The sequence below is a fragment of the Aestuariibaculum suncheonense genome, from assembly GCF_014596935.1.
Classification (GTDB): domain Bacteria; phylum Bacteroidota; class Bacteroidia; order Flavobacteriales; family Flavobacteriaceae; genus Aestuariibaculum; species Aestuariibaculum suncheonense.
Genome location: NZ_JACVXC010000001.1, coordinates 524865 through 537699, shown reverse-complemented (window position 1 = coordinate 537699; position 12835 = coordinate 524865). Strand labels below are relative to the sequence as shown.

Below are 12835 nucleotides of genomic sequence, written 5' to 3'. Positions count from 1 at the left end.
TTGAAATGCACATTTTTTTGGGTAAAATGTAAAAAAGAGCTTGCATTGTTAGGTTTAATTCTTATATTGCATCACCAAAAATATTATTAGCTTACTTAAACGTATGAATATGAAAAAAGTAGTAGCATTCAAGGTTTTACTAGTTTTATCCCTAACCGCGACCATAACTAGTTGTAAAAAATCATCGAGCTCGAAGAACACTTCTAGAGCTACCGGATGGCAAATCAACTCACGTGAAGGAGGTTTTCAATACAATACAGACTTTAAAGAACAGGAAACTTCTCCTGGTTTAGTTTTTATTGAAGGAGGTACCTTTACCAAAGGACGAGTACAGGACGACGTAATGCACGATTGGAACAATACGCCTAACCAGCAACACGTTCAATCGTTCTATATGGATGAAACTGAAGTTACTAACGCCATGTATATGGAATACTTAGATTGGATTAAACGTGTTTATCCACCTTCAGATGAGAACTTCAGAGCTATTTACCATGGCGCTTTACCAGACACCTTGGTTTGGAGGAACCGTTTAGGCTATAACGAAGTTATGACCGACAACTATTTACGTCACCCTGCTTATGGTGAATATCCTGTAGTTGGTGTTAGCTGGATTCAAGCTGTTGAGTTCGCTAACTGGCGTACAGACCGTGTTAACGAGTACACATTAGAACGTGAAGGCTACTTAAAACGTGATGCTAAAATTACCGATGTAGGTGCCGACGCAACATTTAACACAGATACTTACATCAATGCTCCAACGTTAACGTATGGTGGTAATGAGGAAGTAATCAACCCAGAACGAGGGAACAACAGATTTGTTAGAACTGATGCTGAAGGCAACGAATCTAACATCTATGCAACAAGAGAAACCGGACTTATTACACCGAAGTATAGACTCCCTACTGAAACAGAGTGGGAATATGCTGCTTTAGGTTTAAGTGAAATTAGAAGCTATAACTTATATCGTGGACGTAAAAAATATCCATGGGACGGACAATACACTCGTAACGGTAAACGTAAATACCGTGGTGATCAGTTAGCTAACTTCAAACAAGGAAAAGGTGATTACGGTGGAATCGCAGGATGGTCTGATGACCGTGCAGATATCACTAACGCTGTGAAATCTTACGAACCTAACGATTACGGTTTATATGATATGGCTGGTAACGTAGCCGAGTGGGTTGCCGATGTTTACCGCCCTATCGTTGATGACGAATTCAACGATTTCAATTACTACCGTGGTAACGTGTATACCAAAAATGCTTTAAACGACGATGGTACTGTAAAAGTGGTTACTCCTGAAGATATTGTTTACGATACGCTTTCCAACGGAAAAATTGTAGCTAGAAACCTTCCTGGTGAAATTTTACAAGTTCCTGTTGATGAAAACGAAACGTATTTACGTACGAACTTCGATAAGAGTAATCAAGTAAACTACAGAGACGGTGATAGAAGATCTTCTCGTTATTTTGAAAGCTTCAACGATGAAGAAGGTGAAGAAAACCCAGATGCTCTTACAAGAAAAATGTATAACTCTCCTAAAAATGTTGTGACAAGAGATTCTTTAGGAAACATCGTTAGACAATATGATAAATCTAACAACAGAACCTCTTTAATCAACGACGAGGTTAGAGTTTACAAAGGTGGTTCTTGGAAAGACAGAGAGTACTGGTTAGACCCTGCACAACGTCGCTACTATCCACAAGATATGGCAACAGATTACATCGGATTCAGATGTGCAATGTCGAGAGTAGGTTCTAAATCTCAACAAAAATTTAAAACCAAAAACTAATTAAGTAACTTGTTGAAATAATATTAAAAGTCCTAACCTACCGTTAGGACTTTTTTAATACTTTTAGTTTCCAATTTAAAACAAAGTCTACAGTTGAAAATAGCACAAATACACAGCTTGTTTTTAGAATGTCATGCCGCAAGTACCGACACACGTAAAATCAAAGAAAACGACATGTTTTTTGCCTTAAAAGGTGAGAATTTTAACGGCAACAAATACGCTGAACAGGCTCTACAAAACGGCGCGAAATATTGTGTTATTGACGAAGAAGAATTCAACACTTCGTCGCAAACCATTCTTGTCGACAACGTTCTTGATACGCTTCAACAATTAGCAACTTATCATAGAAACTATTTAAAACTTCCTATTATTGCCCTAACTGGAAGTAACGGTAAAACCACCACGAAAGAATTAATCAATGCAACCCTTTCTAAGAAGTATAAAACTACAGCTACTATTGGTAATTTAAACAACCATATTGGTGTCCCCCTCACCTTGTTATCCATGACTAAAAACACCGAAATTGGTATTGTAGAAATGGGTGCAAATCACTTAAAAGAAATTGAAGCTCTTTGTAAAATCGCTCAACCCGACTTCGGCTATATCACAAACTTTGGAAAAGCACATTTAGAAGGTTTTGGCAGTGTTGAAGGCGTGATAAAAGGGAAAAGTGAAATGTACGACTATTTAATTACTAACAACAAAACCCTTTTTGTTAACGGTTCTGATGCTATTCAATTAGAGAAAACTGCAAATACCAACAGAATTGTATTTGGTGACACTGAAGGTTTCGATATTACTATACAGTTTGTTGAAGCGCAGCCAAATGTTAAATTAAACTATAACCATCTAACGATTCAAAGTCAGTTAATCGGCGCCTATAACTTCAACAACATCGCGGCTGCAATAACTATGGCAAATCATTTTAGGGTAGATGATAACGATATTAAAATCGCTATTGAAGACTACTCACCAACCAATAATCGTTCACAGGTTATTAACAAAGGTACTTGCAAAATCATTTTAGATGCTTACAACGCCAACCCGACAAGTATGAAGGCAGCACTTTCTAATTTCGACAAGCTAAACGATAACAACAAGATAGCAATTATTGGTGACATGTTTGAGCTAGGAAAAGAAGCTAAAGAAGAGCATGAAAACATAATAAAGTTATCAACATCACTTAACATAAATAAAGTCATTGTTATAGGTGAGAATTTCTTCAATACCCAAACAACTGTTGATAACCTGTTAAAATTCCAATCCTTTGATGATTTTAAAGCGAACTTCAACATTGAAGGTTTAAACCATAGCACATTATTAATTAAAGGATCCAGAGGCATGGCTATGGAGCGTATACTCGATTTAGTATAGTTTAAGAATAAAAAGTGCCTGAAATAACTGAATATTAACAGGCACATATTTACTTAACTCTCCCTAAGAATTAATTAATAGCTTAACAAAGGTTGCACTTTATCGAGTGTTTAGCAATACTCAATTTGAGTATTTTCTTTAATTTCTATGTTAAATTTGGGTTTTAAATGATGCTATTATTCATTTTTATAATTCCAATCAATTCTCCTGTAGAGGAAATATTAAATTTTTTAAGAATATTTCGCCTGTGTGTATCTACGGTATTCGAGCTGATATTCAGCTTTTCAGCAATATCTTTACTTGAATAATTAAGAACCAACAATCGAATAATATCACGTTCTCTATTGCTAACAACGTCGTTAAGCAACTTCTGTGAAAAGTTATTAAAATATACCGTTTCGTATTCATTTTGATTATTTAACAACTTTGCCGTTGCACAGATACTCATTTTAATCTCAGGTGCCATTACGGTATAATGAGCCAGGCCAATTATAGGCTTGTTGGCAATATCAAACTCAATAGGTGTTGTATTTTGTACAATATTCACATAAACACCATCAGCATTCATTAAGCGATAATTCCAGGTATAACTCATTCGGTTTCTATTCTCTATACTAATTTCACTTAGCGTGAACTTCATAAGTTCATTTAAAGCCTGTAACCACTGCTCAACATCATCTGGATGCATTCTACCCCAAAAATAGCGCATGCCCTGAGTTTCGAACAAGCTTTTATCCAAGCCCAGACAAGCAGTCATGTTCTTGCTTACATACTCAAATGTTAAATCTCTGGTGTTGGTAATACAAAAAAATGTTGAACTGTAAGGCAGATAATCATCTAACTCAATAATTTTTTGAATGTGCTCATCTAAAGAAGGATGCTCGTAACATTTAAACACCTCTTTATAAATTCCTTTAATCTCATTTAAATCCATAATAGCAACTTATGTATCTTAAAAGTATTAAAAAAAGTGGAATTGTAAGATAAAACCAACCATAAAGAAGAAATAGCATAGAAACAAAAAATCCTAAAGCAAATAATACTTTAGGATTTTTTCTGTGGGCGCGAAGGGATTCGAACCCCTGACCCCTTGGGTGTAAACCAAGTGCTCTGAACCAACTGAGCTACGCGCCCTTCAATTAGGTGTGCAAATATAAGCTAGTTTTTGATTCTACAAAAACATTTTTCGCAAAAATTTAAATTATTTCTGCCACAACAAAAGTACTTCCGCCAATAAATACAAAATCATTAGTGTTCGCATTTTTCAAAGCCGAATGATATGCCTCATTCACAGACTCATAGGATTCACCGCGCAAATCATGTTCTGCAAAAACCTGCTTTAACGTGTCTGCATCTAGCCCACGAGGAATATCAGGTTTGCAAAAATAATAGGTCGCTTTTTGAGGTAATAAATCGATAATAGAACTAATATCTTTATCATTTACCACTCCAAAAACAATATGCAAAGCATCAAAAGTTTCTTTTGATAGTTGTTTCATCACATAAGTAAGTCCGTCACGATTATGTCCGGTATCGCAAACGACTTTAGGCTGTGTCTGCAGAGTCTGCCAACGTCCTAACAAGCCTGTGTTATCAACAACATGTTTGAAACCTTCAGTAATATGAGTTTCTGAAATATTAAATCCTTTCATTTGCAATTGTTTTATCGCCTGTTGAACGGTTATAATATTCTTTGTTTGATAATCGCCTATTAAATCGGAAACGTACGACTTTGAAGATTGCTGATCGGCAAATATAATATCGGCTCCTCTTTCTTCTGCCAATCGTTGAAATACCGGACTGGTTTCTATTTGGGTTTCACCAATCACGACAGGTACATTTGACTTTATAATACCTCCTTTTTCGAAAGCAATAGCATCGAGTGTATTGCCTAAAAACTGCGTATGATCTAATCCTATGTTAGTAATTACTGAAACTTCCGGGGTAATCACATTGGTGGAGTCTAATCTACCTCCCATACCCACTTCAACAACAGCAATGTCCACCTGTTCTTTAGAAAAATAATCGAAAGCCATACCAACAGTCATCTCAAAAAAAGACAACTGATTTGCTTCTAAAAACGTCTTATTATACTCGATAAAATCGACAACAAAGTTATCACTAACCACATCTCCATTAATTTTAATACGTTCTCTAAAGTCCTTTAGATGCGGCGAGGTATACAAACCAACCTTATAACCTGCTTCCTGTAAAATGGAAGCCAGCATATGGCTTGTAGAACCTTTTCCATTGGTTCCAGCAACATGAATGGATTTAAAATTACGTTCCGGATGATGAAGATGTTCGACCAATTTAATGGTATTCGATAAGTCCTTTTTAAAAGCCGACTGGCCCTGGCGTTGATACATTGGTAGTTGATTAAACATCCAATTGATTGTATCCTGATATGTCATGATGCTACTGACCTAATTTGAAGTTCACTTTTACATACCCTATTTGTCTGGTAGGCGCATTAGGATCTGCCTGCCATTTATGAGATAAGGCTATTTTTTTTGCTGGTTCTAATAAACAAGCTGCAGTATTGGTCGTTCCTCTTGCACCTGGTTTTGCTTCAATAACATTACCATTTTGGTTAACAACAATTTCAACGATGACCATCCCCGATTCATTACAATCTTGTGTAAATGTTTTAAAACTAGCTTTTCCTCTACCGTTTAATCCATAACCTACGCCTCCACTTCCTGAACCTCCGGATCCGAAATAACTTGGTGCATAGGGATCACCGTCTAACTGACCTTTATCACCTGCTTTATTATCATCGCCTTCTCCTCCGGTTGCTGTACCTTCCGATTTACTAACCCCACCGATTAACGCATCCAGTTTCTTCTTCTTTTCTTCCTGTTCGCGCTTTTCTTTGGCTATACGCTCTGCTTCCGCTTTAGCTTTAGCATCTGCTTCGGCCTTAGCCTTAGCTTCGGCTTCCTTCTGCTTTTTAATAGCAATTTCTTCAGCGTTATCTGCCGTTAAAACTTCTTCTTTAGCTTCAGCAGCTTTCGTTGGTTCGGTTTTGGTTACTTCTGGTTCGGTAGGACGGTTGATTTCGTTTGGTTCAGACTTAATCGGTTTTAAAGGCTGAACCGTTCCTGAACCAAAATCGGTAGTTCCAAAATTAACTGCAACGCCATATTCTACAGGTGGATCCATATATGGTGCACCAACAACAAACAACAATAACAACAAAATTACAGTGATTAAAGCTGTTAACTTTGCTGAGTCTTTTTCGTGCTTGGTTTCGAAATATTTCATCAGTTAATATTTATTTCCCTTTTTGACAGATAAAAAAGAAATGTCTACGAGTTGAAGTCTACAAAACATAGACATTTCTTTATACATTCACCTCGACAATGAAGTCTTATCGAGTTTTAGAAACACTAGTTATTAGGCCTAACAGCTAAAATAACTTTAAACTTGTTTCTATTAGCAATATCCATAACCTTTACTACATTTTCCACCGGAACTGATTTTTCAGCTCGCAAAACAATGGTTGGCTTATCTTCTGTTGAAAGCAAGGCTAACAATTCGTTTTCCAAAACACTTTCGCCAACACGTTTTTGGTCGATGTAATAGGTTAAATCTTTCTTGATACTAACAGCTATTGATTTTTTATTCTCCGTTTTACCACTAGCTTTAGGCAATAAAATATCAATAGCGTTAGTTGTTACTAATGTAGAAGCCAACATGAAGAAAATCAATAACAGGAATACAATATCTGTCATCGATGCCATACTGAACTCTGGCGTAACTTTATTTCTTCCTTTTAAATTCATTAAATAGGCTCATTTAAATGATCTAAAAACTCTACCGAGTGCGCCTCCATTTGGTACACTACTTTATCGGTTTTAACTACCAGGTGATTGTACGCCATATATGCTACAATACCCACAATTAAACCGGCTACTGTAGTGGTCATCGCGGTATATAAACCATCGGCCAATAGTTTAATATCGATTTGTCCTCCTGAGTTTGCAATCTCGAATATCGATAAGATCATACCAATAACCGTACCTAAGAAACCAATCATTGGTGCTGCTCCTGAAATGGTTGCCAACACACTAACGTTTTTCTCTAAACTGTAAACCTCTAAACGCCCTGCGTTTTCAATAGCCGTATTAATGTCGGCTAAGGGTTTTCCAATTCTGGAAATACCTTTATTGATTAATCTTGATACCGGTGAATTGGCCTGAGCGCACAATAGTTGTGCTGAATCGATTTTACCGTGTGTTACATGGTCTTTAATCTGATTCATAAAATTTGCATCTATTTTAGCTGCCGCTTTAATAGCAAACAAACGCTCGAAATAAATGTAAATCGCTGCAACAAGCAACACAAACAAAAGTAGGATAATTACTTGACCAGCCACTCCACCACTACTGATTAGCTCAATAATAGAAAGTGTTTTTTCAACAGGAACCTCGTCGGTTAATAACTCAGCGCCTTCTTGAGTGTTTTGTAATAAAGTGTTAAGCATATAATTAAGTTTTTGGGCAATTGTATAACGTTGGTTTTCTTATTAAAGTATGTTAGAACAATGTTCTGGTTACCATAAATGCAGCTGCACCTACTAAGAACCCTACCAAGGCTAACCAAGAAATCTTTTTAAAGTACCAGAAAAAGTCAATTTTTTCCATTCCCATAGCAACAACTCCAGCAGCTGAACCTATGATTAACATACTTCCCCCAGTTCCGGCAGAGTATGCAATAAAGTGCCAAAGCTCATTATCCATCGGCTCATGGAACATCCCTAAAGATGCAGCAACTAATGGTACGTTGTCAATAACTGCAGAACCTACTCCTAATAATAATACCACTAAATCAGAAACGCCTTCGCCTACATGAATTTCGGTTCCTAACATAGGCATAGTATCCTGTAATGCCCCAGCAAAATTGAATAGAATTCCTAAAGATTCTAAAGCTGCTACTGCCATTAATATACCTAAGAAGAATAAGATACTTGGCAACTCGATTTTAGATAATGAATGATGAACCGGACTGTGGTGTGCATGTGCATCACTTTCTTCAGCACCGTATTCCGTCATACTGAATTTTGAACTGCTGTAGATTTCAGCAAAAACAGCTACAATACCTAAAGATAACATCATCCCTACATAAGGAGGTAAATGTGTTCCCATTTTAAAGATTGGCACGAATACAATAGCACCTAATCCTAAATATAACATGGTTGCGCTGTATTTCGATTTAGGCTTATCATCACCGCTTTCTTCAATATCTAATTCCCCTTTGAAAACCGGTAAGAATGAAGCAATAAATGAAGGCACTGCCATACATAAAAATGATGGTACAAATAAATATCCTACTAAGTGATCAGTTGACACTTTTTTACCAATCCATAACATAGTTGTGGTAACATCACCAATTGGAGACCAGGCTCCTCCAGCATTTGCTGCAATAATAATTAAACCAGCATACCAAATACGAATATCTCTGTCTTTAACAATTTTTTGAAGAATTGAAATTAATACAATGGTTGCTGTTAAGTTATCGATGATTGCAGATAAAACGAACGCTAAAATTGAGAAAATCCACAATATTTTAGTCTTTTTCTTAGTCTTAACAAAACTCTTAATTGTTGCAAAACCATCAAAATAATCAATAATTTCAACAATAGTCATCGCTCCTAAAAGGAATACTAATATCTCTGCAGTTTTACCTAAGTGGTGTAATAACGTTTCTTCCATCAGATGTAGCTTCTCTTCATGTTCAAAAGCGCCAAAACCCTCTAACAAAGCATGTTTGGCAGAATCGAACCAGTTTGGAAAGCTATCTAAACCTAAAGAGATTAAAGCCCAACAAAGTGCCATCATGACTAATGCCGGGATAAGTTTATCTATTTTTAAGTTATGTTCAAGAGTAATGGCCAAATAGCCTAATACAAATACTAAAATAATCGCTGTTTCCATAAAAATTTAAAAATTATACAAGTTGGCTGAGTGCAATCTCATATGCTGTGGCACTCACGCCCGTTTTATGCTGGTTTTTATTATATACGTTTTCTATTGCTTCTTTAATTTTATTTGATGTATCGTTAAATATTGCATCATCGGTCATTTGTACACGGCGTTCCATAAAATACGCAAACACACGTGCCATACCGCAGTTTGAAATAAAATCTGGAATTAAACTCACTTTGTTATCGGTATGCTCCATAATTGGCCCGAAGAAGATTTCCTTATCTGCAAAAGGCACATTGGCACCACACGATATAACCTCAAGACCACTGTCGATTAACTGATTAATCTGACTTTCTGTGATTAAACGGGAGGCTGCACATGGTGCAAAAATCTCAGCTTGAATACCCCAAATTTTTTCGTTGATTTCTTCAAAGGGAATTAAATTATCGCTTTCTAAAGTATTGCCTTTTTTTGCGAGAAATAAGGCTTTAATCTCCTCAAACGTAAATCCTTCCTCATTAATTAAACCGCCCGCAATATCGATAATTCCAACCACTTTTGCACCCATTTGGGACAAATAATATGCTGCAGCGGCTCCTACATTTCCAAATCCCTGAATTACAGCTCGTTTTCCTTGTACTGACCCGCCGTAAATATTATAGAAATGTCTTACAGCTTCAGCCACTCCAAATCCTGTAATCATATCTGCCACAGTATATTTTCTTAACACATCAGGAGAATATTGTGCATTTTCAATCACTTTGATTACTCCTTGTCGTAACTGACCAATACGATTAATCTTGTCGGCCTCTGTAGGTTTAAAATGCCCGTTAAATACACCTTCCTGCGGATGCCAAACCCCACTTTCTTCAGTAATAGGAATTACTTCATGAATTTCATCCACATTTAAATCACCTCCTGTTCCGTAATAACTTTTTAGTAAAGGCGAAACCACCTTATACCAACGCTCTAACACGCCTTTTTTTCTCGGGTCTTTAGGATCGAAATTGATTCCCGATTTCGCACCACCAATGGCAGGACCTGATACAGTAAACTTAATTTCCATGGTTTTTGCCAAAGATAACACTTCGTTTACATCAAGACCTAGACGCATTCTGGTTCCTCCCCCTGCAGCTCCACCGCGAAGTGAATTAATCACTACCCAGCCTTCAGCTTCGGTTTCAGAATCTTTCCAGTTGAATATAATTTCGGGAGTTTTGTTTTCGTATTTTTTTAATAATTCTTTCATGTTTGATATTTAAAAATTGATTCGTTGTAGCTAAGTTTTGTTGTTGTTTGTTCCGTGGATAATAAATTAAAGCATAGCTATAATTGCGTCATTTTTAAATGATTTAAAATTATTAATCCACAAATATAAAAAACTAAAAATCCTAAAAGATTAATTTTAGATTATTTTTACGGAAGGTATATCTTGCCGGAACTGTGGTCTTTATTCGCCCCAGTTACACTTTGCAGGCAATTAATTTCATCACGAAGTTTAAGCACTCCTAAGAAACCAAAAATTAAAGCTTCCTTGAATTCTACTATCGAATTTTCAGGTATTATAATAGTGTTTCTAGTGTAGGTCTTTAATCGTTCTATGAGATAGGTATTGTAAACTCCTCCTCCGGTTATATACACCGAAGCCTGTTCCTTTTTATTAATTTCGGCTGCCAACTGCGTAGCGATATGCTCCACAAACGTGCATAACACATCATTTATTTCGAGTTTAAAATCATCTACTAAGGGTAAAATATTTGTTCTCACCCATTCTAATCCGAGTGATTTTGGATACGGTGATTTATAAAATTCTAATGCATTTAATTGATTTAATAAATCCGCATTGATATTTCCTGTTCCAGCTATTTCTCCCCCCCTATCATAATCTAGCCCTAACGGTTTGACATAATGATTCAAAACAATATTCACCGGACAAATATCATAAGCAATTCGGTTACCGTCAATATCGGTTGAAATGTTGGCGAAACCACCCAGATTCAAACAAAAATCATAATCAGCAAACAGCAACTTATCGCCTATGGGCACCAACGGTGCACCTTGCCCTCCATATTCCACATCCTGAACTCTAAAATCACACACGACGCGTTCACCAATCAACTCAGCTATTTTTGGCAAATTTCCTATTTGATAAGTTAATCCCTTTTCCGGTTGATGCAAAGCAGTATGACCATGCGAACAAACCGCATCAATATCATTTAAATTATATTTCGAAATGAAGCTTTTAATAACCTCAGCCTGAAAATTAGTATACTCAACATCAATCACTTTAAGATCTTCCAACGTGCAACCGACCAAACCTCTCAAGGTTTCAACACATTCCTCTGAATATGCCACCGTTTCAGCATGGATTATGTTAAAATCCCAATGCTCCTTTTTTTCAAAACTCACATAAACAAGATCGATACCATCTAAAGAGGTCCCCGACATCACACCAACTATGTTGTATTTATTTTTTATCATACCCGACAAAAATAAGAATGGTTTTTAATAAATTATCATTAAAACGCTATATTTGTGTATATTTTTTACCAAATAAACAAAATAACTAAGAATTATGAATTTCAATCTTTCCGAAGAACATAAAATGATACGCGATGCCGCTCGCGATTTCGCCCAAAACGAATTACTTCCCGGCGTTATTGATCGTGATGAAAATCAACACTTTCCTGCAGAACTGGTTAAAAAAATGGGAGATCTTGGCTTTCTTGGTATTATGGTAGACCCAAAATATGGCGGAAGCGGCATGGATACCATTTCGTATGTATTAATTATGGAAGAACTATCGAAAATCGATGCTTCTGCCTCGGTAATTGTATCGGTGAATAATTCATTAGTTTGTTATGGTTTGGAGGCCTATGGCACCGAAGAACAAAAACAAAAATATTTAACCAAGCTGGCTACTGGTGAATTTATTGGTGCCTTTTGTTTGAGTGAACCAGAAGCCGGAAGTGATGCAACTTCGCAAAAAACAACGGCCATCGATAAAGGCGATCATTACTTATTAAACGGCACCAAAAACTGGATTACCAACGGTGGCCGTGCCGATGTATACCTGGTTATGGCACAAACCGACCGAGATAAAGGATCTCATGGCATTAATGCGTTTATTGTTGAAAAAGGTATGAACGGCTTTCATGTGGGGCCGAAAGAAAATAAATTAGGCATCCGTGGAAGCGACACACACACACTTCAGTTTAACGACGTAAAAGTTCCGAAAGAAAATCGTATTGGAGAGGATGGTTCCGGGTTTAGGTTCGCTATGAAAACCTTATCTGGCGGACGTATTGGTATCGCATCGCAAGCTCTTGGTATTGCATCTGGCGCATACGAATTAGCCTTAAAATATTCGAAAGAACGCAAAGCCTTCGGTACAGAAATTTGCAATCATCAGGCGATTGCTTTTAAGCTAGCCGACATGTACGCCGACATTGAAGCCGCTCGCTATTTGGTGATGCGAGCTGCCTGGGATAAAGATCAAGGTAAAAATTACGATGTGTCGAGTGCCGTTGCCAAATTACAAGCCTCGAAAGTCGCTATGCAACATACCGTTGAAGCTGTACAGATTTTCGGTGGTAACGGTTTTGTAAAAGACTATCATGTGGAACGCTTAATGCGTGATGCAAAAATCACGCAGATTTACGAAGGGACTTCAGAAATTCAAAAAGTAGTCATTTCAAGAAGTATTACCAAAACTTAAATTCCACTTTTCAATTTC

Annotated in this window: 11 protein-coding genes and 1 tRNA gene; 3 read left to right on the top strand and 9 right to left on the bottom strand. The window is 36.8% G+C overall.

Annotated elements, in window-relative coordinates; genetic code table 11:
• The first annotated feature begins 103 nt into the window (after positions 1-103).
• Positions 104-1795: a gliding motility lipoprotein GldJ gene (gene gldJ, locus ICJ84_RS02320; RefSeq protein ID WP_188214745.1), complete on the top strand. Its 1692-nt coding sequence runs from the start codon at positions 104-106 to the stop codon at positions 1793-1795.
• A 93-nt stretch (positions 1796-1888) separates the two neighbouring features.
• Complete coding sequence (locus ICJ84_RS02315) at positions 1889-3169, top strand: UDP-N-acetylmuramoyl-tripeptide--D-alanyl-D-alanine ligase (protein ID WP_188214744.1); 1281 nt, start codon at positions 1889-1891, stop codon at positions 3167-3169.
• Between the two features lie 163 nt (positions 3170-3332).
• Here the strand turns inward: ICJ84_RS02315 and ICJ84_RS02310 are convergent, their stop codons facing one another.
• From ICJ84_RS02310 to ICJ84_RS02270, 9 genes are all read right to left on the bottom strand, one after another.
• Positions 3333-4103, bottom strand: a complete 771-nt coding sequence (locus ICJ84_RS02310) for a LuxR C-terminal-related transcriptional regulator (protein WP_188214743.1) — start codon at positions 4101-4103, stop codon at positions 3333-3335.
• A gap of 125 nt (positions 4104-4228) precedes the next feature.
• Positions 4229-4303 (bottom strand) — tRNA-Val (locus ICJ84_RS02305).
• 62 nt (positions 4304-4365) lie between these two features.
• Positions 4366-5583, bottom strand: a complete 1218-nt coding sequence (locus ICJ84_RS02300) for a bifunctional folylpolyglutamate synthase/dihydrofolate synthase (RefSeq protein WP_188214742.1) — start codon at positions 5581-5583, stop codon at positions 4366-4368.
• A gap of 4 nt (positions 5584-5587) precedes the next feature.
• Complete coding sequence (locus tag ICJ84_RS02295; protein WP_188214741.1) at positions 5588-6436, bottom strand: energy transducer TonB; 849 nt, start codon at positions 6434-6436, stop codon at positions 5588-5590.
• Positions 6437-6561: 125 nt separating this feature from the next.
• Positions 6562-6957, bottom strand: a complete 396-nt coding sequence (locus ICJ84_RS02290; RefSeq protein WP_188214740.1) for an ExbD/TolR family protein — start codon at positions 6955-6957, stop codon at positions 6562-6564.
• Positions 6957-7658 carry a MotA/TolQ/ExbB proton channel family protein gene (locus tag ICJ84_RS02285; protein ID WP_188214739.1) on the bottom strand — a complete coding sequence of 234 codons (702 nt, stop codon included), beginning with the start codon at positions 7656-7658 and terminating at the stop codon, positions 6957-6959. The genes ICJ84_RS02290 and ICJ84_RS02285 overlap by 1 nt, the downstream gene beginning before the upstream one ends.
• A 52-nt stretch (positions 7659-7710) precedes the next feature.
• Positions 7711-9108, bottom strand: coding sequence for a sodium:proton antiporter NhaD (gene nhaD, locus ICJ84_RS02280; protein ID WP_188214738.1), 1398 nt, complete (start codon positions 9106-9108; stop codon positions 7711-7713).
• 13 nt (positions 9109-9121) lie between these two features.
• Positions 9122-10348 carry a Glu/Leu/Phe/Val dehydrogenase dimerization domain-containing protein gene (locus ICJ84_RS02275; protein ID WP_188214737.1) on the bottom strand — a complete coding sequence of 409 codons (1227 nt, stop codon included), beginning with the start codon at positions 10346-10348 and terminating at the stop codon, positions 9122-9124.
• A 167-nt stretch (positions 10349-10515) separates the two neighbouring features.
• Positions 10516-11580, bottom strand: coding sequence for an anhydro-N-acetylmuramic acid kinase (locus ICJ84_RS02270; protein WP_188214736.1), 1065 nt, complete (start codon positions 11578-11580; stop codon positions 10516-10518).
• A gap of 94 nt (positions 11581-11674) precedes the next feature.
• Here ICJ84_RS02270 and ICJ84_RS02265 point away from each other — a divergent pair, with 94 nt between their 5' ends.
• Positions 11675-12817, top strand: a complete 1143-nt coding sequence (locus ICJ84_RS02265) for an acyl-CoA dehydrogenase (RefSeq protein ID WP_188214735.1) — start codon at positions 11675-11677, stop codon at positions 12815-12817.
• Positions 12818-12835 lie beyond the last annotated feature (18 nt).

Excerpts from the sequence above, each read along its gene's own strand:
- ICJ84_RS02295 (WP_188214741.1), bottom strand. The coding sequence starts at position 6,436 with ATGAAATATTTCGAAACCAAGCACGAAAAAGACTCAGCAAAGTTAACA.
- ICJ84_RS02270 (WP_188214736.1), bottom strand. The coding sequence starts at position 11,580 with ATGATAAAAAATAAATACAACATAGTTGGTGTGATGTCGGGGACCTCT.
- gldJ (WP_188214745.1), top strand. The coding sequence starts at position 104 with ATGAATATGAAAAAAGTAGTAGCATTCAAGGTTTTACTAGTTTTATCC.
- ICJ84_RS02275 (WP_188214737.1), bottom strand. The coding sequence starts at position 10,348 with ATGAAAGAATTATTAAAAAAATACGAAAACAAAACTCCCGAAATTATA.
- ICJ84_RS02285 (WP_188214739.1), bottom strand. The coding sequence starts at position 7,658 with ATGCTTAACACTTTATTACAAAACACTCAAGAAGGCGCTGAGTTATTA.
- nhaD (WP_188214738.1), bottom strand. The coding sequence starts at position 9,108 with ATGGAAACAGCGATTATTTTAGTATTTGTATTAGGCTATTTGGCCATT.
- ICJ84_RS02300 (WP_188214742.1), bottom strand. The coding sequence starts at position 5,583 with ATGACATATCAGGATACAATCAATTGGATGTTTAATCAACTACCAATG.
- ICJ84_RS02265 (WP_188214735.1), top strand. The coding sequence starts at position 11,675 with ATGAATTTCAATCTTTCCGAAGAACATAAAATGATACGCGATGCCGCT.
- ICJ84_RS02290 (WP_188214740.1), bottom strand. The coding sequence starts at position 6,957 with ATGAATTTAAAAGGAAGAAATAAAGTTACGCCAGAGTTCAGTATGGCA.
- ICJ84_RS02310 (WP_188214743.1), bottom strand. The coding sequence starts at position 4,103 with ATGGATTTAAATGAGATTAAAGGAATTTATAAAGAGGTGTTTAAATGT.